Here is a 24,505-nt window from a genome sequence, read left to right on the forward strand (position 1 = left end):
CTAAGCCTATGAGCGCACAATTTAATGGATATTAGTTTTAAATAATACAATCATATTTTAGCTCAGTGCAAATTACACCAGACGAACCGCTGGGATAAAACTATTTTTGTTAAGTTTAAGCTACCATTTTTTACCCCTTAATTGCTATGAAATGATCAAAACGAAAAACTTTTCCCTCTCGGAAAGAGAATTTTTTGAAATAATCGCTACTAACCGGCTCAAAAAATTCTGGTGGCTTTATCTGATTTCCTTTATTATAGGGCTTTCAAACCTTAACAGCTTTGGAGGTGATAAATTCTCTACTGCCCTAGTAATATTTGGATTGACCTTTCCTCCGTTTATCTTTCTTCATTTATTTTATTGGGTAAAATCTTCGAAAAATGCCAGCCTATTTAATGAAATGAGCATGACATTTTCAGAGGAAATGATCAGTTTGTCTATGTCCAATGGAAATTATAGTGAGGTTCCTTGGGATCAAATCATGGAAATCAAAAAACGTCGCAATTATTGGTTACTTTATATTTCAAGCAATCAGTTTCTATTTTTGAAAAAGGAAGCTTTTGACTCTATTGAAGACTTTGAAAAATTTGAATTATTAACAATTGAAAAATTCACCAAATCATAAATCAAAACTAATGAGAAACACCGTCACCCTTTTATGTCTTTCACTATTGATACTTTCCTGTAGCTCAAAATCCACACAAACTTACCCAGTCGGTCAAGTAATCACCCCAAAGGGGGAAATGTTATTTTGGCTTTATGAGGAAACTCCTATTCATAAAGAAAGCTTTATAGAACTAGCCAATGCACATTATTGGGATTCTCTAACCTTTAATCGGGTAATAAAGGGCTTTGTGATTCAGGGAGGTTGTCCGGATACACCTGAAGGTTTTGGAGATTCTCCTTATCTGTTAGAACCGGAATTTGTCGATGGCATTAAACATGTATATGGTGCGGTAGGTGCTGGAAGAGATGATAATCCGGAAAAACTATCTGCAGGTTGCCAGATTTATATTATCCATGACAAAGATGGTATTGAAAGGCTAGACGGGAATTATACTGTTTTTGGGCAAGTATTTAAGGGACTAGATGTATTGGATGCCATTGCCACGGTTAAAACAGATTCCACCGATACACCTTTTGAGGATGTAAATATGGAGGTCAATGTCATTCAAATGACAGCTGAAGAACTTAAGGAAAATGGTTACGAACTGGAACTAAGATAAATCCATCATTTATCTACAACGGTATCTAGGACTTCTTTTAAAGTAACCCTTTCACCATCTTTATAGGGAACTATCCAAGCTGTTTTTATTCCAATTTTACGCATTAGCTTTTTAAAGGTATTGGCTTCATCATAGTCTCTATAATATCCCAAAAGCATTCGCTTCAAATCCCCTTTTTCTTCCACATCCATAACGAAGTCAGAGGGGATTTCTTTATCATACTCCTTCTCGGTTAAAGCCCCTATCTGCACCCGAAAAACTACCCCTTTGCTCCATTCTCCATCCAATTTGTCAGGAGCCCCGTGCAATTCCTCATGGGCATCTTCCATCATGGCACTGGTATATTTTTCCTCCAACTCCTCATGTCTCTTTTGAAGAATGGTAAGGTCTTGGGATTTGCTGGACAGTTCTTTCTTTAAATCTTGATTTTCCTTTTCCAGTTCTAGGATATTGACCTTTTGCTGCTGCTGCATTTCCTGCATCTGTCGAAGCTGCTCCGGAGTCATGCGTTTCAATTCTTTCTTCAGTGCTTTTTTCTCATCTTTCGATAACTGGGCTAAAGCATTTGTAATATTTGACAACAAAAGTGCCAACAGTAAGCATGATCCTAAAAGGTATTTCGAAACCATATCCTCCAATAATAATTTAGTTTAAACAAAAAAAGAAGAAGCATATTTCATGTAAAATACAAAATATACTTCCTCTTTTAAAATTTGGATAAAATAAAGTTAAAATATCGGTCTTTGAAGATTAATCCAAAAACAAATTATTTCATACTTCCTATCATATCTTCTGGTTTTACCCACTCATCAAACTGCTCATTGGTTAATAACTCCAATGCCAAAGCAGCTTCTCTTAGGCTAGTGCCTTCTTTGTGTGCTTTCTTGGCAATAGCCGCAGCATTTTCATAACCGATATGGGTATTCAAAGCTGTTACCAACATCAAAGAGTTTTCAAGGTGTTTCTTGATAAACGGCCTGTTTGGCTCAATACCAATCACACAGTTATCATGGAAAGAAACACAAGCATCACCTAGCAATCTTGCTGAAGTCAAAAGGTTATGAATCATCATTGGCTTGAACACGTTAAGCTCAAAATGACCATTAGAACCACCTACTGAAACCGCCACATCATTACCCATTACCTGAGCACAAACCATGGTCATCGCCTCAGCTTGAGTAGGGTTTACTTTTCCTGGCATAATAGAAGATCCTGGTTCATTCTCAGGAATTAGGATTTCCCCGATTCCAGATCTAGGACCTGATGACAACATTCTAATATCATTGGCAATCTTCATCAAGCTTACTGCCAGCTGCTTCAATGCACCGTGCGTTTCTACGATGGCATCATGTGCCGCCAAAGATTCAAACTTATTTGGAGCCGTAACAAAAGGTTGACCAGAGAATTCAGCTATCTTTTTAGCTACCAATTCAGCATAGCCCTTAGGAGTATTCAAGCCAGTTCCAACTGCTGTTCCTCCCAATGCCAACTCAGAAAGGTGCGCTAAGGTGTTTTTTAAAGCCTTAACCCCATGGTCAAGTTGGGCAACATAACCAGAAAATTCCTGTCCTAAAGTCAAAGGAGTAGCATCCATGAAGTGAGTACGGCCAATCTTCACCACATCCATAAATTGTTCAGACTTGCTTTTAAGGGTGTCCCTTAACTTCTCAACACCAGGAATGGTTGTCTCTACCACCATTTTATAGGCAGCAATGTGCATTGCCGTAGGGAAAGTATCATTGGAAGACTGTGACTTGTTCACATCATCATTTGGGTGGATGGTCTTTTTCTCATCCTCCAAGGTACCTCCTTGCAATACATGGCCCCTATAAGCGATCACCTCATTGGCATTCATATTGGATTGGGTACCAGAACCTGTTTGCCAGATAACCAATGGAAACTGGTCATCCAATTTGCCTTCCAAAATTTCATCACAAACTTTGGCAATAGTTTCTGCCTTTTCAGGTGCCAAAACGCCTAATTCAGCATTGGTCAGGGCAGCTGACTTCTTAAGAATGGCAAAAGCATGGGTAATTTCTAAAGGCATTCGGTTACGTTCACCACCAATTTTAAAGTTATTGATGGATCTTTGGGTCTGAGCACCCCAGTATTTGTCCGAAGGGACTTCCACTGGACCCATGGTGTCTTTTTCTATTCTATATTTCATGTGTAAATAATTTGTTTTAACTGTCACATAGCCTGTCCCGAACTAGTTACGGGAAAATCTCCCATTTCATAATTATCATTATGAATTACATGCTTGTAATGCTCGGTTTCAACTTTTAATTAATATTGATTTTGGTCAAAAATCCTGTTTCCAGCCAGTATCTTGTATTTCAAGCTGCTGTCAGCCAACAGTGCCACTAAATTACTACCTGAGGGCCAAAATCCATAAATGAAGGGTAATTTTGTCCTTTAAAATTCAACTGTTTTTTTGCAAGCTCAACATTTCGTGAAAAATTTTCTGGGACTCTTTTACCTTACGCTTAAAATACGACCAGGCAAAAAGGACATTGCCTAATCCTACGCCCAAACTCATCATGGCAAATATGGGTTGGCCAGCTGCCAACAAAAAGAAAATCCCCATGGCAAGGGTAATGACCGACCAAAATATGATAAAGAAGGATGAACCTGGAAATAGACTAAAATCCAAAAAAATAATGCAACCTGAACCAGTCGATTCTATTTTACCCTTGATCAGAGGAATAAAGCTGTCCGCTTTGGTCAGCACTTTAGAAAGTCTGAAAGAATCCTTATTAATACTACCATTAAAAATTTGCCCATCCTGAGATTCCAATGACGTCTGGGCAAGATAATCCACCTTTTGCGTTACAGCATTCAAACGAGTGATGACTTCCTCACAAGTAAGAGAGGAAACCAACACTTCAGTATGATGGGGCAAGTACTGGAACATTTACTCCTGCCTCCACAGGTTATTATGATTTTATTGCAATACAGGAAATTTCTACCTGTACGTCTTTCGGTAATCTGCTCACCTCCACAGTCTCCCTTGCTGGTGGGTTGGACTTGAAGTATTGACCATAGGCTTCATTGATGGTGCCAAAATCATCCATGCTCTTAATAAAAATAGAACATTTTACGACATCACCAAAACTATAGCCAGATTCTGTCAATATTGCATCCAGATTTTTCATCACCGTATGGGTTTCTTCAGTGATGTTTTCATTGATCAACTCACCCGTTGCAGCATCAAGAGCAATTTGGCCAGACACAAACAGGGTATTTCCAGCTTGGACCGCCTGACTATAAGGCCCTATTGGAGCTGGAGCTTCTTTTGAATAAATAATCTTATTTGCCATTTTCTAAAATTTTATCCCAAATGTAGGGAATTCTGATTGAATGCAATATGAGTCCTGAGTATTGAGAACAATTAAAACTATCCCCTACTCAAGACCCAATACTATTGACTACCTATGAGATCTCCCTTCCCATTAAAGGATCCGAAATACTATCCTTTCCTGTCTCCAATCTCCCTGCATATCGAATCCCAAAATTATCCAAACCTGGTACTTCAAGTTTAAAGTCATACCAACCCTGATTTTTAGAGGTATCCAAAGTGAAGCTTTCTGATGAGTCAGGCTGAACGGTAAAGATCTTCTCCAGTTTCTGATAAGTATCATCTGCCAGCCTTAAGTTTAGAGATTGTAGTTCACTGATATTATTTACAGTGATTTTTAGACTGTCAGTAATTTCCTTGCGCTTCTTTATTGGTTCACAGCTGATACTAACCCTAGGACCTTGAGTATTACCCAAAAACTCACGGTAATATCCATTAGGTCCATAAACCCTTAAATGATACTCACCACCTTCAAATGCTTCCAGCGGCCATTGATATTCCAATTCATCACCAGACTTCACTGCAAATGCCCAGGTTCTCACTGGCTCAAAGGCTTCTTTTTCACTATTCCAATAGCTTCCAGGTGCATAAACATTAAATGGAGCACCTAAAGCCTCTTCTCCAAACAGTTCTTGGGCAGCTTTAAATCGAATAATAAAATGCCTTCCATCATTACTTAATTTCCCATCAGCATATAACTCATATTTTAGCGCGTTGGAAGGTTTTGTTCCCTGCTCTTGCTTTGGCAAAATATCACTGCCCTCAGGATTTTGCCCTACTTCTCTGGCTTCTTCCTCTGAAAGGGGTGTAAAGTTTTTAGGCAAGTCCTTAAATTGGGCATTGAAAATTTGTTGCATGTGTTGATTTCTATCCAACCACTCTGGCAAATTGATATCCTCTCCATTGTAAGGTCTAAACACTGATGTCAAATCACCACTGATCTCCCTTCTCCATGCACTGATATTGGGTTCTTCCACCTTCTTACCCGTCTTCTTGGACAACCAATTCTCCATAAACTTGATCGTAGAAGTAATATCACAAACCTGTGAGTTTACCCATCCTCCTCGACTCCATGGAGAGGCTATTACTAAAGGAACCCTGTATCCCAGGCCTACTGGGCTGGTCCTGGCATCTTTTTCCTTGAAACCAACTGCCAATTCCTCCTCTTTGGTCACAAACTCACCGGTCACATCCAAACCTTCAGATGCTTTTCCGCTTTCGGCATCCATAGGATTAGGTGCTACAAATGGTGGCACATGGTCAAAATACCCATCGTTTTCGTCATAGTTCAGAATAAAAATGGTCTTTTTCCAAACGTCCGGATTTTGGGTCAGGATATCCATTACCTCAGACACATACCAGGCCCCATACCAAGGAGCACTTGGGTGATCTGAGAACTTTTGTGGAGCTACCACCCAAGAAACTGTAGGTAGCTTACCTTCTTTCACATCCTTTCTGAATTGGTGTAAAATATCACCTTTTGGAACCTTGGTTTCTCTGGCCTCTCCATTCTCCGTATAGGACATGGTTTCTACTTTATGATAATTGGGATCACCAATATTGGTCACAAAAGCCTTTTCATGTAAGCTCTTCTCCCTTGCGGAAAGCTTTTCAAACTGCTTTGGGTTCCACTTTTTGATATATTCTTTTACCTGGATAAGATCCTCTTTCTTCTCTGCTAACTTCTTGGCTAAATCCTCTTGGTCTTCGTTTGGAAGTTTTAATTGCTTTTCTAATTCTTTGATTTCTTTAGGAAGATTTTTTTCCCTCTTTTTCAGATAGTCATAATGCCCGGGACTAAAACGCACGCCAAATTGCGAGAACCATTCCAGGTTATTATCGGTAAAATTGGAAAGCAAGGAGTAATCCTCCACATCAGCACCCACACTCACTTCATTTTGATACACCTTCCAAGAGATGCCATTGTCTTCCAAGCGTTCAGGGAAAGTTGGCCAGTGCACCTCATTATTATATCCTAACTCATGATTTCTGACTTTAGCCTTTTCTCCATCAGGATGAGTCCTTCCTGTCCAAAAATAATTTCTGTTAGTGGTCGTCCCAGTTAATGAAGCACAAAAATGTTGATCACAAACCGTAAAGGCATCCGCCAATGCATAGTAAAAAGGAATATCCTCACGACTGTAATAGCCCATAGTCATAGGCACATCTTTGAATTCTTTGCGTCCTGACCTTTTAGCTTCTATCCATCCATTATATTTCCCCTCATTTCGGGCATCCACCTGGTTTTCCCAGGAATGGGGTATATCCCTCATCCAGGTAGCTTTAGTATCTTTAATATCAAATCTAAAAGGGGCAAAGCGGTTGCCATTTTTATCTGGCTGTAACCAAACAGGGTTCTTATCAGGTAGATTTATTGCTCTGGGATCATTAAAACCGCGCACTCCCTTTAAGGTGCCAAAGCAATGGTCAAATGACCTATTTTCCTGCATTAACAAAACCACATGTTCTGCATCATAAAATGTAGTCCCTGGGTCAGGAGAAATGGCCATAGCCCGCTCAATAGATGCCGGTAAAGCACTCCAAATCCCAGCACCACCAGTTAAAAGCGCCGCTTTTTTAAGAAATTCCCTTCTTGAATCCTTCATATTTAATATTCTTTAAGAACTTAATTTCAATAATATCACATTGTTGTAAGCTATCAAATAAAAAAAGTGGAACAATTTCCATCTTGGACAGGAATTGTTCCACTTTATCACTAAAAATATTGATTAATTTACTCTAACCACCAGGTCATTTTGTTGATTTGGTCATTACCCTCGCCAAATTGTCTACTGATTGCATCAGTAACATTACTGGCATTATAGTTATATTCTGACTGAGGGTAAATCCATCTATATGGAATCTCCACACCTGCAGGCCTCCTAAATGAAGGATATCCACCAGTCCTATGATGATCATAAAATGAGGTCCATCCTAACTGGAAGAAAGACTGCAGGTACTTTTGCATAATGATCAACTGTAATTGCTCATCCTCGTTTATTGCGTTACTGAAATCATTGATTGGTTTAGCCAAATAGGCCATAGCAGCATCTTCTCCAACCCACGAAGAATAATTCTCTGCATACATTTCGTAAAATTTAAAGGAGGCTTTCACCGCAGACTCATAAAGCATTGCCGCATCAGCAGAAATCCAACCCTTTATAGCGGCCTCGGCCAAAATCAGCTGCTGCTCAGAATACCCCAAAAGCATGTATGGCTCATTAACTGGGTCTTTATGATAACGTTCATTTACTTTGGACACATTTCCCTGAGTTGCCTTTTCATTTACCTCAGCATAAGGAGCTGCAGGATCACCGCCTTCATAGGCAGTAAAGTCATCAATGGCCTTTCCAGCTTCTTTAGCGGACTTGGTTTGCGTACAGTAAATAAACAATCTTGGATCTTCACGTTCCTGCAGTCTCTGCACAAAAGTAGAATCCATATACATTCCAGAACTAAAACCACTGGAGTTAAAGTCGGGATAACGATTATCCTGTTGATCTAAAAACACCAACTGACCGCTTTCCTCCACATTCTCCATTAAGGGCTCATTCTGATAAATAGATGCAAACTCACCTAGGTTTATTTCGCCCTCTTTTCCAGACAGTGTCAACATTACCTTAAGACGGAAAGCATTCACCAACTTTCTCCAGCTCATCATATCACCATCGTAAATGATATCACCAGCTATGATAGTATTATTGGCAGCAAGGATATCGCTAGCTTCCTTCAACTCAGCCAAAATGCCTTCAAAAACGGCTTTTTGATCATCATAAACTGGTTGGTAATTTTGTTCTGTTTCGCCCTTTAAGGCTGCTGAATAAGGAACATCACCAAAAGTCAAAGTCAGGTTATAGAAGTAATAAGCTCTGAAAAATTTCCCAAGCGCTACATAAGAAGGCTCCCCAATACGCTCTCCCTCCTCAATCATCTTAGATACATCTCTTAGCACACCATATGGTCCATAACTTCCTCTGTCCCATTTGTAATACTGATTGGCATTCTCTCCATCAGTTTGCACCAACATTTTCAATGCATATAAAGGCGAAGTCCCACGGTATGCCCTGAAAGCATCCCATTCAATTTTGGTCAATAACAACTGAGGGTGCGTCTCAGTGGGCAAATTAGGGTTGATGTTCATTTCCTCTAGGTTTTGACAGGAGAAAAGCCCAACCAACAGTAAACATATAACTATTATATTTTTCATTTTTTCTCTTTTTTCTTAGGCTGAAAAATCAATTAAAAGGTTGCGCGAAGGGTGAAACCAACATACCTTGAAGATGGATCTTGTAAGTTGTTATCATCTCCATAATCAGGGTCCAACAAAGGCATCTTTTTCCACATGGCCAGGTTATATCCATAAACCGATAGATCCAGTTTCTTGATTTTTTCCGAAGTCATGATATTCATCAAATCATAAGTCACAGAAAGCCTTCTCAACTTGAAATAAGAACGGTCATACACATTGGCAAAAAGCTCATTTTCTTCCTCGGTTACTTGGGCACGATAAGGGTAGATCTGAGACCAAGTCTGCCAGCTAACAGCTGTGGTGTTCTGGGTATATTCGCGGGTATCAGAAATAATGTTTCCATTTACATCCCTAACCAACTCACCTCCGGTCACCACTACACCTTCTGGTACATAAACTGGTGCTCCAGCTGCATATTCTTCATCTCTATACAATACCGAGTTGGGATGTTTACCTCCCCACCACATTTTCTCAATGGTCAAGGAACGAATCAAACCACCCCAAGCTCCATCGATATCCATATCTACTCTAAAGTCTCCTACTCTAAACCTGTTCTGAAGACCCAATCTCCAAGATGGATCCAAATGTCCGATTTTGCTTGGGTAAGGATCCCTAGTTGGTAAACCTGTATTGGCATCCAGGATCACTTGACCGTCAGCACTCTTTTGCCAAACAGTAGCATAGTAAGCATCCGCTCTATCTCCAACACTTAGATTTCCAAATTTTTCATTGCCACCATAGATATCAGTGATCTTCTTCACATATCTGGTCCAGTTCATACCGATATCCCAGCCAAATTTGTTATGGTCAATCGCATTGAAATTTACCATTGCCTCAAAACCATGGGTGGTATATTCATTACCATTAACTTTTCTTGAAGAAAAACCAGAAGCCTCAGAAATATTCAGGTCAATAATCTGGTTCTCATCCAAAATCCTGTAATAGGTACCTTCCAAGGTCAATCTCTTCTGCGCAAATGAAGTGGAGAACCCTGCTTCAAAGGAAGTAGATTTCTCAGGCATGATCTGCGAATTCACCAATCCAGAAGGATAGTATACAGACGGAGTAGATCCATATGTAACTCCTTTTTGGTAGGTAGCATAAATACTGTAAGGACTTAAATCACTTGATACCTGAGACCAAGAACTATACAGCTTCAAATAATCCATTGCCTTTGGCAATCTGATAAATTCAGAAAGCATGGCACTCAGGGACGCTGAAGGATAGAAATAGGAATTGGTGGAGGTTGGCAAAGTAGATGACCAGTCATTTCTTCCTGAAATATTCAAGAATACTGAATTCCACATATCAAAGTTCACAGAACCATAAGCACTTCGAATGGCTTTTTCTTGAAAAGAATTTCTTGCTTGAACAGGACCTTGGGTATTGCTTAAACTATAAATTCCAGGAACGATCAATCCATCTGAAGAAGCAAATTCCTGCTGATAGGTCCTGTAAAAACTGGAACCACCGGCATTTACTGTAAAGGCAAAATTTTCGCTTATGCTCTTATTATAAGAAGCCAATATATCCGTATCCAAATTCAACCTGCTATCATTCCACATCTTATAATCACCATTTCTGGAATCACCATAGTTCATATAAGACTTTGGACTTTCCATATCGGAAAAAACCCTATACTCTCTGGCTGAAACCCTACCCTGAACATATAAATCTGGGGTGATCTGGTATTTCAATTTCAATTTACCATCCAAGGTATTCTGATTGTGCTTCTGGTTAAGCTCATGAGCAGCGAAATACACATTATTATACCAGGCATAGTTATAATTGGCTTGACGATAACCTTCAAGCCCCGGTACATACATATGGTCTCTTAGATCCTGTCCATTGACATCATCACCCATCCAGATCAATATGGTGTACATATGGTTTTTAGGCCCATAGCCATACCTTGGAAAGTTGGGAGAATACACCTTATTATAACTCAAAGTAGCATCCAACTGAAGATTACTTGTTAGATCAAATGAACTATTGAAGTTCAAGCCTCCAGTGTTAAGGGAGGTATTTGGAACCTGTCCTTTTTGGTAGGAATAATTACCAGAAAAGTAAAATCTAGATTTTTCGCCCTGATAGGCAACAGAAAAATCATTCTTGGAAACCACGCCCGTCTTCAAAAAGTCCTTCAAGTTTTCATGCCTTTCCCACGCGATTGGCACTCTCTCATAACGAGATTTATCATCATATACGGTTCCGGCGACATTTCCGTACCATTCTATCACCTCTCCAGTTTGTAAATCCCTAATAGGGCTATTCCACTGCGGAATCATCACTCCAGGCTCAAACTTAGGTCCCCAGATCATATCCCCATCAGAGATCCCACCATCAGCACCATCCCAGAATTCATATTTCCCATTTGATCCATTACCGTATTCAGTCTGTGTTTCAGGGAAAACAGTGAAACCTGCAGTTACCATATTACTAGTAGAAGCAGTTACTGTCAAACCTTCTTTGGAAGCATTTTTTCTTGTGATCAAGATCGCTCCATTTTTACCTCTTGCACCATAAAGAGCGGATGCCGCACCTCCTTTAAGCACATTGATACTTTCAATATCCTCAGGAGAAATGTCAAACAAATCAGTCTCTACTGGAATACCATCCAGAACAATCAAAGGAGTCTTACCTCTCAATTTGAAAGAAGGAGATTGAAAAATACCCGTTGGGTTGGTCACTGTTAAACCAGCAACTTGCCCAGAAAGGGCATTACCCAGGTTCATGGTTCTGGACTCACCCAAAACCTCGGTGTTCACTTCTTGGGTAGCATAACCCAATTTTTTCTTTTGTTGTTTGATACCTATAGCCGTAACGACTACTTCATCCAAACTTTTCTGGTCTTCCTCCAAAACCACATTGATTAGGGAACGACCATTTATGGCTTCCTCTTTTGCAGTGAAACCGATAAAACTGAATTGTAGCACCGCGTTTCTGTCAGCATTGATCTTGTAATTTCCATCAAAATCCGCAACAGTGCCATTTGTGGTCCCTTTGATCATAACCGTAACCCCCGGAAGACCCGCTCCCGAAACATCTGTTACCTGACCTTTTACCAAGTCCTGCCCCGATGCGAGGAAGGGGAAACCCATCAGCAGGAAAATAAAAACTGTAAAAACGTGTTTCATAAGTTAGTGTGAATTATAAAATTTAAATAATTGATTTTCAGACAAATAATTACTTTTAAAAGGTTTACAAGGTGCAATTTTGACGCAAAATTAGAAGTCTGATTAAAGGAGGAGATATAAGAGCAATTATGAATTCTTTAATTGCATTTGGATATCCTTAAGTAAAAATTAATATAAAAGTCGTGATCCTGGTTATGTAAAAATGCCTATAGCTTTAAATCAATATTTGTCATTAAAAAAGATCAATAAAACCAAATAGCTGACACCATAAAATAATATTTTAATACCGATAGATATATTATCCAAACGTTAAAACAACTACAGAAGCTGTAAGCTTATCCATGCTCAAAATTGATTCAAAAGGGGAAAAAGATCATTAATTAAACAGGATGAAAATAGAAATGGGTATTTAGAAAATCTGATTATCCGCTTTGATGCCAGTAACCATAAATCCTTTGCTCAAGTGGTCCGAAGACTGAAGTAATTGATACTTTCTTCAAAAGGATCGTTTCGATTCCCTTTTAACATTTACTGGTGCAATTACGGATATACATATTAGAAAAAACTACACTTAAAAATTGGTCAAAAATAACTGGATGTAAATAGAAATCATCCATGCCCAATCAAAGCCTGGCTTCTTGAAAAAAGGCAAAAAAAAAGGCAGATAGACCCTACCTGCTTTTTTCAAAATTAAATCAACCGCATATTTAAAATCTTATTGACATAAAAATCAGTTTTTCACCAATAATTCCTTTGTCAACTTATTCAGTGCTTCCACCTTATATTCAAAGTCTCCTTTTAAGGTATCTCTATATTCATTAATGTTCTCGACCATTTCATTAATATCCTCAGGAATTACCTCTTCCAAAAATTGTCTTAATCTTTTGGCTGTAGTAGGTGATTTACCATTCGTACTGATGGCTATTTTCACATTGCCCTTGGTAACAATTCCACCAAGGTAAAAATCACATAATTCAGGGGTATCGGCAATATTCACCAGAAGGTTTCTGGCTTTTGCATCCACTTGGATCTGCTTATTTACTTCCTTGTCATCAGTTGCGCCAATGACAATATGTCGATTCTCCAGGTATTTTTCCGAATAAGCATCCTCTACCAGAGAAATATTATCCTTTTCTCCAGCTATCTTTTTGATCTCATCGGAAACTTCTTTGGCAACGATGGTGACTTTTGCATTTGGACTGGATTTGAGTAAAAAAGAAAGCTTCTCTAACCCAACATTTCCAGCCCCCACTATTAATGTATTCAACTGTGCTACCTTAAGGAACACAGGGTAAAGTTCGTTCATTGTGACATGATTTTTATGATAAGCACAATTAGAGCATTAATATATTAATAATATCTCAATACTCCTGCTTTATTTATGGAAAAAACTAAATTCGTATAGCTTCTCGATAAATATTCATCAGTTTAGGGCTTTCACTGACAACATTTCCAATGATAATGATCGCCGGAGCACCCACACCACTTTCAAGTACCTTTTGCTCAATATTATATATTTGACCGGCCACTACTTTTTCAGTTGGGGTTGTTCCATTTTGAATCAAGGCAATCGGAGTATCCTCTCTCCCAAGAGCGCTAAACTCTTGGACAATTTCCTTAAGCTTTCTTGTCCCCATAAGGATAACCAGGGTGGCGGTGGATTGAGCAGCAATTCTAATATCTCTAGACAGTTGACCGGAAGAAGTAGTTCCTGTAATCACCCAAAAGCTTTCTGAAACACCTCTTTTGGTAACAGGGATTCCTTGATAAGCGGGAACAGCTACACTTGAGGTAATGCCCGGAACAATCTCCGTTTTTATCCCAAACTTCTGGGCATATTCAATTTCTTCTGCTCCCCTACCAAAGACAAATGGATCTCCACCCTTAAGCCGGACCACATGTCCGTACTTCAAGGCGTAATCCACTATCATTTGATTGGTTTTTTCCTGAGGGTTTAATTTACTCCCCTGTCTTTTGCCCACAAACACCTTTAAGGCATTTTTTGTGGCATGATTTAGCAAAGATTTGTCTACAAGTGCATCATATAATATCACATCCGCCTTGCCCAGTGCCAATACGCCCTTTAAGGTGATCAACTCAGGATCACCAGGGCCAGCACCGACCAAAGTTAACTTAGGTGTGATTTTAGGGATCATGCTTCTACCTCCTTAGCTCTGTAATCACTTATAAGATGGTAAACTTTTTCTGCTTTAGCATAATAAGCTCTTGCAAACTCTTCAGTTGGCTCATTTTTCTGAAGCTCATATACAATATCAGCAAAACTAGATCCCAAATCGATTTTGCCAGTAGACACAAAAATTTCATCAAACTGACTTACAATATTGGCATAAGAGTTAGCTGACTTTCCTTCAGAAATCATGATGGCCTTAGCTGTGTTCACCAAAGTAGCATAAGTATGGTAAATGCTATCTGACCATTTTTGATCATTCAAGCTATCTTCAGCATTGGCCAGCTTTTCTCTTGCTTCCAAAAGCAGGGTTGCCACCAAATCAATTACCACACCGGCACACTCACCAACGCCTACTGCTTTCACATATGGTTGCTCATTGCCCCAGTCTATGTAATCTGCATCTACCACATCATCCGTACTGGCCAATGGCTTCAGCTGCTCATAGAAATACATTTGACCCTGACGGTCATAGTAATTCACAAAAGTCTCACCTTTTTCAGCGTTTTTATCAAAATCATCTAAAATAACTCTTAAAGCCTGAGGTGCTCTTTTACTTGGGATTTTAATCACTTTATCGGCAAATCTTCCTTCACCGTCACCAAGAATTGCTCCACCCAAAAGTACCTGAAGGGCAGGAATCACAGATTTACCCACTTTAATGGACATGCCTTGGAACCCAATGGCAGCCATATTATGCTGACCACAAGCATTCATACAACCTGAAATTTTAATGCTCAAGTCCTTATTAAACAAATGCTGAGGGTATTCTTTAGCAATGACTTCTTCAAGGACATGTGCAGCACCAGTACTGCTGGCTATACCCAAGTTACAAGTATCAGTACCTGGACAAGCAGTAAGGTCTCCTAGAGTATTGTAACCAAAAGCCACGAAATCCAGCTTTTGCAATTCTTGATAGAAGAATGGCAATGCCGCTTCCTGCACATCTCTGATCAGGATGTTTTGCCTTAAGGTAAGGCGGATCTCATCATTGGCATATTCACTTACCAAATCTGCCAATTTTCTGGCCTTATCGGTATAAAAATCTCCCAAATGCACCTTAATACCTATGGATACATAACCAGCTTGCTTTTGAGGAAGCACATTGGTCTTCAACCAGTTTTGGTAGGCCTCTCCTTCTGGAACTGCTACTGCAGGCACTTCAGGCTTAGCTATTGTGTTTTTAGCCTCGTAGGCTTTATAATCGATTGGATAGGCCTGGAACTGCAGGGCTTTTTGTTCCTGCTCCACCAAACTCATGAATTCATCCACACCAATTTCCTTGATAAGGAATTTCATCCTTGCCTTCATTCTCTTGGCCCTTTCACCATGTCGGTCAAAGATCCTCACCACACCTTCAATGAAAGGAATCAATTTATCTTCAGCTAAGAAATCGGTAATGATATCTGCATTTCTAGGCTGTGAACCCAAACCTCCACCAAGCATTACTTTGAATCCCCTTTGTTCTTGACCATCTACGGTCTTCACTTTAGGAATAAAACCCAAGTCATGCAGATAGGTCAAAGCTGTATCCTCCTCCGTTGCAGAGAAGGCCATCTTGAACTTACGGCCCATTTCCTGACAAATAGGATTTCTAAGCATATACCTAAAAGTGGCATCTGCATAAGGCGTAACATCAAAAGCTTCCTTAGGATCAACACCAGCCGTTTCAGAAGCTGTTACGTTTCTGACGGTATTACCACAGGCCTCTCTTAGGGTGACATCATCCTTTTCCAGTTCCGCCCATAGTTCGGGAGTCCTGTCCAAGCTCACATAGTGGATCTGAATATCCTGACGGGTAGTGATGTGCAATCTACCCGTTGAAAACTCATCAGAAACCTTACAGATCCTGTGCAACTGCTTACCTGTCACCTTACCATAAGGTAATTTGATACGGATCATTTGCACTCCTGGCTGTCTTTGGCCGTAAACACCTCTAGCCAATCTGAGACTCCTGAATTTTTCTTCGTCTATTTTACCGTCCTTGAAAAGCGCAATTTTCTTTTCCAGTTCGATAATATCTTTTTCCACAACGGGATTTTCTATTTCTGTTCTAAAGCTTTGCATAGTGGTTATTGTATTTGGTATGAATGAACCTAAAAGGGCTGAATTAATCAGCCGGTTCTTTCTACTGGATGAAACCTACACTAGTAGTATCAAAGGAAGCTTCATCAATTAATATGAAACTACCATTGGACGTACTTTCTTTGTATGAATCAAAGTGAATTGGTTTGCTCAACCTGAATTTCACTTTACCGATATCATTCAGTTTCAACTGATCTGCTGCTTCCTCACCCGAAAAATCGGTATGCACCAAGCCTTCTATGCTGTCCACCTTGGCTAATACCTGGTTAACACCATGTTGAAGGATATATTTTGCCCCTACTCTTAAAGGCTTACTGTTTACTTGACAAATAGTTGCTGAAAGTTGTTTTTCTGACTTTGGCAGCTCGCTGGACTTCACCAACATATCTCCTCTACTCACATTCACCTCGTCTTCCAAAGTAATGGTAACTGAGCTCCCAGCAACAGCTTCCTCAAACTCCTGATCGAAGAATTCAATGGATTTGATTTTACTTTCTGTGAATGATGGCAATACAGTTACCATATCACCTACTGCAAGGCTTCCGCCATATAATTTACCGGCAAAACCTCTGAAATCATGGTGGGTATCCGTTTTTGGCCTTATCACATACTGAACTGAAAAACGGGCATTTCCATTTTCCTCCAACTCATCAATCTCAAGATCCTCAAGATATTCCAATAGAGAAGGACCGTGGTACCATGACATGATTTCAGATCCACTGGCAATATTATCACCATGCAATGCACTTACTGGAATAAAGGTCACCTGATCATCAGAATAATCACTTTTTTCAATCAGTGATTCGAAATCCTTTTTGATATCCTCAAATACCTGCTGATCAAAATCCACCAAATCCATCTTATTGATCGCAACGATCACATGACCTACCCTAAGCAGGTTATTGATAAAGAAGTGACGATAAGTTTGCTCGATCACACCCTTTCTGGCATCAATCAAAATGATCGCCACCTGAGAGGTGGATGCACCGGTCACCATATTACGGGTATATTCCACGTGACCTGGAGTATCGGCTATGATATAATTTGTCTTCTCTGTGTTGAAATAAATATGGGCAACATCAATAGTAATACCCTGCTCCCTTTCTGCCACCAAACCATCAGTAGCCAAGGAGAAGTCCAGATAATCGTATCCTTTTTGCTTACTGTTTCTCTCAATGGCCTCTAACTTATCTGTAGTCAAAGATCGGGTATCATACAACAACCTTCCGATAAGGGTACTCTTACCATCGTCTACACTTCCAGCTGTTGCTATATTAATCAGTTTTCTATTTTCAGTACTCATTGTGTTCTTTTTTAAAGGGATTTGATGCGATGAAGTCCAAAAGTTCACCATAGGACTCCTTTTAGAAAATTCCAGAATTAAGTGGATCCTAGAAGTAACCTACTTTCTTCCTGTTTTCCATGGCTGCTTCAGAACGCTTATCATCAATTCTGGCACCACGTTCGGAAATGGTACTTGCCCTGATTTCCTCTACCACTTCCTCAAGCGTTTCGGCCTCAGACAATACCGCTGCAGTACAGGTCATATCCCCAACTGTTCTGAATCTCACCATTTTTTCAACCACTTCTTCGCTATCCTCACGGTAAACATGCTCAGAGGCAGTCCAGATCATTCCATCTCTTTCAAAGATCTCACGCTTGTGCGCAAAATAAATGGATGGAATGGAAATATTCTCAGTCTTGATATACTCCCATACATCAAGCTCTGTCCAGTTGGAAATAGGGAAAGCCCTTACATTCTGACCTTGATGGATTTTTCCATTTAACATATCAAAAAGCTCTGGCCTTTGGTTTTTCTCATCCCACTGACCAAAGTCATCACGTACAGAGAATACTCGCTCTTTGGCCCTGGCCTTTTCTTCATCCCTTCTGGCTCCACCAATACAGGCATCAAACTTGTACTTCTCAATAGCATCTAGCAAAGTGGTGGTCTGAAGTGAGTTTCTACTGGAATAACGTCCTTTCTCTTCCTGAACTTTTCCCTCATCGATAGAATCCTGCACCTTGGCTACGATCAGTTCCAAGCCCAATTCTTCTACCAATTGATCCCTAAACTCAATGGTTTCAGGAAAGTTGTGCCCAGTGTCTATGTGCAGTAATGGAAAAGGAATTCTTGCTGGGTAAAAAGCCTTTTGAGCTAATCTTACTAGGGTAATCGAATCTTTTCCGCCTGAAAACAATAGGACAGGCTTCTCGAATTGCGCTGCCACCTCACGGATAATGTGTATAGATTCGGCTTCTTTTGGATTAGGAACAAATATATTTTTCATGCTAGACATCTATTTTATATGTAAACCACATTCTTTTTTTGAACTTTCCCACCACCATCTACCGGCGCGTGGGTCTTCTCCCGGCTCAATGGCACGGGTACAAGGTGCACAGCCTATGCTGACAAAACCCTTGTCGTGAAGCGGGTTATATGGGATTTTTTTCTCTTCTATGTACTGAAGCATCTCTTCCATGCTCCAATCCAATAGAGGGTTAAATTTCATTATTTGATTACCTTCATCCCATTCCAGTTTGGTCATGGAACTTCTGTTGGCACTTTGCTCGGATCTCAATCCAGTAATCCAAATACTGTTTCCTTTAAGGGCCCTTTTCAATGGCTCAACCTTACGTACATAACAGCAGCTTTTTCTATTTTCAGGGGATTCGTAGAATCCGTTGATCCCGATATCAGCTACCAGGTTTTCGACAGAACTCGCCTGGGGATAATACGTTTTGATTTTCAATTTATATTTGCTTTCTGTCCTTGAAAGCAAATCATAAGTTTCGTAAAACAACCTTCCTGTGTCCAATGTAAAAATCTGGACTGGCAAATTGTTCTTTGCAATTATCTCAGTAATTACCTGATCCTCCTGCCCCAGAGAAGTCGAGAAAACCACTTTTCCGGGAAACAATTCACATAACTGCGCAATAGCATCAGCTATGGAAATATTCTCTATTCGAACAGATAAGTCTTTTATTAAATTCTTCTTCATTCTACTCTCTTATTATTTATCTGTGATTCTGGCCCAAGCTCTTTCATGGAAATAATACAATACCATTTTGCTTACGACCTCTATAGAACCAATGGACAATGCGGTCTTAATCTGACCAGTGATGAGGTAAGAAATAACGATGGTATCCATCGTCCCTACAAGTCTCCAGGAAACAGACTTCAAGACACTCTTGATATTGCTGTCTTTTCCTTTATCATCCACAAACCATTTTTTGATAGGCTGATCAAAAATCATAGGTTTCATAATTTGTTGAATTACAAAAGTATATAAAACCTATAAAAAAAGTAGGGTTTGTAGGAAATTTTTTTTCACCCTTTATCAAGTATATCTGACAAGGTCTTGTTTTCCAGTATATTAAGGGTTTCATCACGCACCTGAATCATCACTTTATTTAAACCACATCTCTCTTGATCTTTACACTCCTCACACGCTTCATAGTAATTCAAGCTTACACAAGGTAACAAAGCTATTGGGCCGTCCAACAATCTAATAATTCTTGACAACGGAATATCCTTAGGCTCCTTGATCAGGTAATAACCTCCACCTTTGCCCTTTTTGCTTCCAAGAAAACCTGCTTTCTTTAATTCTAGCAGGATGTTTTCAAGAAACTTATGAGAAATACCATGCTCTGCAGCAATATCATGAATCAATACAGAACCTTCATCTTTGTGCTTTCCAAGATAAGTTAGGGCATGAAAAGCATATTTGGTTTTTTTGGATAACATCTTACAAAAATATAATAATTCCTTAAATCACCCCATTTGTTGGATTTTTTTAATGGAAACCGTTTTCCAGCCCACTAAGGAGCATTTTTCCTAAACAAAATAATGCTTATTACATACAAATAAACGCATAAAATAAAAGCTCTCCAAATAAATCCAGAGAGCTTTTATTATTTTTTAAGCATGTATTAAATCATATCTACACTTCTCTTTACAAATTCTGTCAAATCTTTACCAGAAAGCATCCCCTGGGAAAGCTTAGCCAAATCAAAGGCCTGCTTCGCTAACTTGGTCTGCTCTTCCTCACCTCCTGCATTTAGGATCCTGTCGATGATTTTATGGTTAGCATTGATGGCCACTTTGTAATTATCCGGCATTGCTCCGTAGAATCCCATTCCACCACCAGTTTGCGCCATGTCTTTCATCCTACGCATAAACTCTTCCATGGTAATGGTCACCGGCAGCTCTTCAGGACTTAGACCTTCCACCTCAACAGTATAAGCTTTGTTGCCAATAGCCTTTTCAAACACTTCCTTCACCTGTTTGCTCTGCTCCTCGGTCAAAACATGTGCAGTATCTTCTTCCTTCTTGATCAACTTATCCACCACATCGGCATCGACACGCTTCAATGAGGTCTTTTCCAACTTCTGCTCTAACTGATTAATGAAGTGACTGTCAATTGGAGTATCCATCACCAGGACATCATAACCTTTCTTATTTGCGGACTGAATAAAAGCATCCTGCTTTTCAGCATCAGTACTGTAAAGGAAGACAGCCTGACCATCCTTGTCAGTTTGATGCTCCTTCACCTTTTCTTTATATTCCTCCACTGTGAAATGCTCACCTTGAGTATTGGTCAGTAAAGCAAAGTCCTTTCCTTTATCATAGAATTTATCCTCACTGATCATTCCATACTTCACAAACAGCCCGATATCATTCCATTTGGATTCATATGCAGCCCTATCCTTCTTGAACAACTCACCAAGCTTGTCTGCTACCTTCTTAGTGATATAACTGTTAATCTTTTTCACATTGCTATCGGCCTGCAAGAAACTTCTAGACACGTTCAATGGAATATCAGGAGAATCAATTAACCCATGCAACAACATCAAGAATTCCGGAACAATATCCTTAACCTCATCGGTAATGAAGACTTGGCGGGAGAATAATTTGATTTTGTTTTTCTGAAGATCGAATTCATTCTTCACCTTAGGGAAATAAAGCACCCCTGTAAGATTAAATGGATAGTCCACATTTAGGTGAATCCAAAACAAAGGATCCTCGCTCATTGGATACAGCTCCTTGTAGAATGCCAGGTAATCCTCATCTTTCAACTCACTTGGAGACTTGGTCCAAATCGGCTCAGTGGTATTGATAATATTATCCACCTCAACAGATTTGTACTTAGCCTTACCCTCCTCATCAGTACCATCTTCTACACTTTCTGTTTTGGTTTCAAACTTGATTGGAACTGGCAAGAACTTGCAGTACTTATCAAGGATTTCCTGAAGTTTCCACTTGTCCAAAAACTCCTCAGATTCTTCGTTGATATGAAGGGTAATTTCTGTTCCTCTTTCTGTCCTATCCCCGGCAGAGATCTCAAAAGAAGTACTGCCATCACATGTCCATTTGGCAGGTTCAGCACCTTCTTGATAAGAAAGTGAGTGAATATCCACCCTATTGGCCACCATAAAGGCAGAATAAAAGCCTAAACCAAACTTACCGATGATCTCATTAGCATCTTTAGCATCCTTGAATTTTTCAACAAATTCGGTAGCTCCTGAAAAAGCAATCTGGTTAATATACTTTTTGATTTCTTCAGCAGTCATACCAAGCCCCTTATCGGCTATGGTAATGGTCTTCTTCTCCTTATCGAAACTAACCTCTACCGTGATGTCTCCCAACTCTCCAGAATACTGCCCAAGCTGAGCCAATCTTTTGATTTTCTGCGTTGCATCAACAGAGTTGGAAACTAATTCTCTAAGGAAAATTTCATTATCAGAATAAAGAAACTTCTTAATGATTGGAAATATATTCTCGGTATGAATCGAGATTGTACCTTTCTCCTGCATAACTTATATAAATTTTATTTTTTTCTGGTTTTCACCTGCCAGATAACAAGTGCCGTTCCAAACAGAATTTTGTGCCAAAATGACAGCACCAACGACAAAAAACAAAATGAAAATACAGTAAATCACAAGCCTCCCAATCAAATCTCTAATACACAAACTATTGATTCTTAAAGCATTTTACTATATTTATATTACATTTTAATTTATTTAAAACAATTTAAACAGGCTAGATTTGATGAAACTAAAAATCATTATGCGTCAAAATTCATTTCATTATTCATGTCAACTTTTACTCTATGAAAATAACTATCATAAGCGAATGCAAAGCCAGAGAAATGGTGGCAATTGACAAAATTTTACAGTTCTTCCCTGAAGCCACCATCGTGAAACCTACTTTTTCTAAAAGCAAGAAAAAACTAAGGACGCTCCCCAAAAGGGCCTTTTTGAAAATACAGTATAAGCAGCTCACAAAATTAGTCTTAAGAAATAACACCAAACTACACCCAGACAAATTCATCACATTCCCAGCTGCTAAAATAAACACACAAGAAGGTGTAGACTTCTTCAATGAACTGGACACAGACCTCCTTATAACCTGTCGTGCCCCGATAATATCAAAGGAAATTATCCAAACACCTAAAATCGCTGCCATCAATATCCATTATGGTATTTCTCCAAATTACCGTGGCAATGATAGCCATTTCTGGGCATTGATCAATAAGGACTATGACAACCTAGGCGGATGCCTCCACCGTATTGATGCGGGGGTCGATACAGGCAATATTCTAGCAGAAGTCTACCCTCTATTAAAGCCAAATGATAATGAACTGAGTATTGGAATAAAGACTTCACACCTGCTGGGAATAGCTATGGTAAACCTTATCAAAGCACAAGAAAAAAATCCATCCCCCATTGAAGGCATACAACAAAAACAAAAAGGAAGGAATTACCATTACACAGAGCGCACCTTTTGGAACAGCCTTGGACTAATCATAAAACAATTAAACCCTAAATACTCCTTACCGGAAAGAAGCCAAAAGGTCATCACTTATTTTAAAAATGAAACAGCTAATTTCTTCAGCTAAACCAAACAGCTTGAATCAACAAATAGCGATTTGCATTAAACCCAAAGCGCAAAAACCCAATATCACCACAACATTCAATTAAAAAAAGTGACTGTATCATTTAGATTCTAAGCCATTGACCTAGTGTTATTAAATTTCTTAAATTGTAGTAAAAATAAACCCAAAATAATATGGCTTTTTATCATCGATTAGGAAATATCCCTCCAAAACGCCACACCCAGTTTAAGCAAGCAGATGGCAGTTTATACAAGGAGGAACTGGTCAGCTCTAAAGGCTTTTCCGGCATCTATTCTATACTTTACCATATCCACAACCCCAATGAAATCAAGGAAATAAAAAAACCTGAACCCTATCATTGGGAAATAGCACAAGATTATGGACTTAAGCAAACCCATTTGAACACCTCTGAAGTAAAAACAACTGGAAAGGATTATTTAAATGCCCGTAGGATATTATTAAAAAACAAAGATGTCATGATGGGCATTTGTATGCCGGAAAACCACAAAATGGATTATTTTTTTAAAAATGCCGATGGTGACGAGGTCATTTTTGTCCATGAAGGAAGCGGCCAATTAATCTCCCAATTCGGTCAACTCGACGTGGAAGAAGGCGATTATATAGTTATTCCACGAACAACCATCTATCGCTTTAAATGGAAAAGAGGCCCAATCAAACTCTTGGTCATAGAATCAACAAGCCCTATAGAAACAGTCAAGCGCTACAGAAACGAGGTTGGGCAACTTCTCGAACACTCACCATATTGCGAAAGAGACATCAAAATCCCAGACAAATTGATTTTGGAAAAGGAAAAAGGAGAGCGCTTGGTGCAAATAAAAAAACATGACCAATTACATCAATACATCTATAACCACAGCCCTTTGGACATAGTAGGCTGGGACGGCTACCTTTACCCCTACGCACTGTCCATTAAAGACTTTGAACCCATTACCGGCCGTATTCACCAACCGCCACCAGTACACCAAACTTTTCAGTCAGCAGGCTTTGTTATTTGCTCATTTGTCCCAAGGTTGTTTGATTACCATCCATTATCGATTCCAGCCCCTTACAACCACTCCAATATAGATTCAGACGAGGTTCTCTATTATGTAGACGGCGAATTTATGAGCAGAAAAGGAATTGATCGAGGCTCTTTTACGGTTCATATGGGCGGCCTCCCTCATGGCCCACATCCTGGAATGGTAGAAAAAAGCATTGGTGCTACCAAAACAGAAGAAACGGCAGTGATGCTAGACACTTTCAGCCCTCTCTATTTAACGCAGGATGCACTGAGATACGTGGACAAAAATTATCCAATGAGCTGGACAGAATAATAGCAAGTCAATTATGGTAAGGCCAGGAG

General features: G+C 39.5%; 20 protein-coding genes. 4 read left to right on the top strand and 16 right to left on the bottom strand.

Translation table 11 applies throughout. The features are described from left to right. Nucleotides 1–151: 151 nt before the first annotated feature. Both KMW37_RS14495 and KMW37_RS14500 read left to right on the top strand, forming a co-directional pair. Entirely contained in the window at nt 152–625 is a 474-nt protein-coding gene (locus KMW37_RS14495; protein ID WP_215225359.1) for a YcxB family protein, read from the top strand. Nucleotides 626–635: 10 nt separating this feature from the next. After that, complete coding sequence (locus tag KMW37_RS14500) at nt 636–1,226, top strand: peptidylprolyl isomerase (protein WP_215225360.1); 591 nt, start codon at nt 636–638, stop codon at nt 1,224–1,226. 5 nt (nt 1,227–1,231) lie between these two features. On the opposite strand, the gene KMW37_RS14505 is transcribed toward KMW37_RS14500, so the two are convergent. From KMW37_RS14505 to htpG, 16 genes are all read right to left on the bottom strand, one after another. Further along, nucleotides 1,232–1,807, bottom strand: a complete 576-nt coding sequence (locus KMW37_RS14505; RefSeq protein WP_246581505.1) for an SPOR domain-containing protein — start codon at nt 1,805–1,807, stop codon at nt 1,232–1,234. A 185-nt stretch (nt 1,808–1,992) separates the two neighbouring features. Beyond that, nucleotides 1,993–3,393 (bottom strand): class II fumarate hydratase, encoded by a 1,401-nt coding sequence (gene fumC / locus KMW37_RS14510; protein WP_215225361.1) that lies wholly within the window; start codon nt 3,391–3,393, stop codon nt 1,993–1,995. Nucleotides 3,394–3,648: 255 nt separating this feature from the next. Beyond that, a complete protein-coding gene (locus KMW37_RS14515) occupies nt 3,649–4,140 on the bottom strand; it encodes an ATP synthase subunit B family protein (protein ID WP_215225362.1) in 492 nt (163 codons plus the stop codon). A 22-nt stretch (nt 4,141–4,162) separates the two neighbouring features. After that, on the bottom strand, nt 4,163–4,546 hold the full coding sequence (locus KMW37_RS14520) for a RidA family protein (RefSeq protein ID WP_215225363.1): 384 nt from the start codon (nt 4,544–4,546) through the stop codon (nt 4,163–4,165). Between the two features lie 112 nt (nt 4,547–4,658). Continuing rightward, nucleotides 4,659–7,190 (bottom strand): phosphocholine-specific phospholipase C, encoded by a 2,532-nt coding sequence (locus KMW37_RS14525; RefSeq protein WP_215225364.1) that lies wholly within the window; start codon nt 7,188–7,190, stop codon nt 4,659–4,661. A 128-nt stretch (nt 7,191–7,318) separates the two neighbouring features. Beyond that, nucleotides 7,319–8,791 (bottom strand): SusD/RagB family nutrient-binding outer membrane lipoprotein, encoded by a 1,473-nt coding sequence (locus KMW37_RS14530; RefSeq protein WP_215225365.1) that lies wholly within the window; start codon nt 8,789–8,791, stop codon nt 7,319–7,321. A gap of 32 nt (nt 8,792–8,823) precedes the next feature. Continuing rightward, entirely contained in the window at nt 8,824–11,970 is a 3,147-nt protein-coding gene (locus KMW37_RS14535; RefSeq protein WP_215225366.1) for a SusC/RagA family TonB-linked outer membrane protein, read from the bottom strand. A 730-nt stretch (nt 11,971–12,700) separates the two neighbouring features. Next, nucleotides 12,701–13,276, bottom strand: a complete 576-nt coding sequence (locus KMW37_RS14540; protein ID WP_215225367.1) for a precorrin-2 dehydrogenase/sirohydrochlorin ferrochelatase family protein — start codon at nt 13,274–13,276, stop codon at nt 12,701–12,703. Nucleotides 13,277–13,361: 85 nt separating this feature from the next. Beyond that, nucleotides 13,362–14,126: a uroporphyrinogen-III C-methyltransferase gene (cobA, locus tag KMW37_RS14545; RefSeq protein WP_215225368.1), complete on the bottom strand. Its 765-nt coding sequence runs from the start codon at nt 14,124–14,126 to the stop codon at nt 13,362–13,364. Continuing rightward, a complete protein-coding gene (locus KMW37_RS14550; RefSeq protein WP_215225369.1) occupies nt 14,123–16,225 on the bottom strand; it encodes a HEPN domain-containing protein in 2,103 nt (700 codons plus the stop codon). Before KMW37_RS14550 ends, cobA begins: the two co-directional genes overlap by 4 nt. 61 nt (nt 16,226–16,286) lie before the next feature. Further along, nucleotides 16,287–17,546, bottom strand: coding sequence for a sulfate adenylyltransferase subunit 1 (locus KMW37_RS14555; RefSeq protein ID WP_215225370.1), 1,260 nt, complete (start codon nt 17,544–17,546; stop codon nt 16,287–16,289). 88 nt (nt 17,547–17,634) lie between these two features. Next, nucleotides 17,635–18,534 (bottom strand): sulfate adenylyltransferase subunit CysD, encoded by a 900-nt coding sequence (gene cysD, locus KMW37_RS14560; protein ID WP_215225371.1) that lies wholly within the window; start codon nt 18,532–18,534, stop codon nt 17,635–17,637. 9 nt (nt 18,535–18,543) lie between these two features. Then, a complete protein-coding gene (locus KMW37_RS14565; protein WP_215225372.1) occupies nt 18,544–19,245 on the bottom strand; it encodes a phosphoadenylyl-sulfate reductase in 702 nt (233 codons plus the stop codon). Nucleotides 19,246–19,257: 12 nt separating this feature from the next. Further along, nucleotides 19,258–19,500 (bottom strand): DUF2061 domain-containing protein, encoded by a 243-nt coding sequence (locus tag KMW37_RS14570; protein ID WP_215225430.1) that lies wholly within the window; start codon nt 19,498–19,500, stop codon nt 19,258–19,260. Between the two features lie 74 nt (nt 19,501–19,574). Further along, the gene (locus tag KMW37_RS14575; protein WP_215225373.1) at nt 19,575–19,991 is read right to left on the bottom strand and encodes an RrF2 family transcriptional regulator; all 417 of its coding nucleotides are present in this window, start codon (nt 19,989–19,991) and stop codon (nt 19,575–19,577) included. A 185-nt stretch (nt 19,992–20,176) separates the two neighbouring features. After that, nucleotides 20,177–22,060, bottom strand: a complete 1,884-nt coding sequence (gene htpG, locus KMW37_RS14580) for a molecular chaperone HtpG (RefSeq protein WP_215225374.1) — start codon at nt 22,058–22,060, stop codon at nt 20,177–20,179. Nucleotides 22,061–22,356: 296 nt separating this feature from the next. On the opposite strand from htpG, the gene KMW37_RS14585 reads away from it, so the two are divergent. Next, nucleotides 22,357–23,145: a formyl transferase gene (locus KMW37_RS14585; protein ID WP_215225375.1), complete on the top strand. Its 789-nt coding sequence runs from the start codon at nt 22,357–22,359 to the stop codon at nt 23,143–23,145. Nucleotides 23,146–23,315: 170 nt separating this feature from the next. Further along, nucleotides 23,316–24,476: a homogentisate 1,2-dioxygenase gene (locus KMW37_RS14590; RefSeq protein ID WP_215225376.1), complete on the top strand. Its 1,161-nt coding sequence runs from the start codon at nt 23,316–23,318 to the stop codon at nt 24,474–24,476. Nucleotides 24,477–24,505: the final 29 nt, after the last annotated feature.

Origin of the sequence: Echinicola shivajiensis (assembly GCF_018642165.1) — a bacterium.
Taxonomy (GTDB): domain Bacteria; phylum Bacteroidota; class Bacteroidia; order Cytophagales; family Cyclobacteriaceae; genus Echinicola; species Echinicola shivajiensis.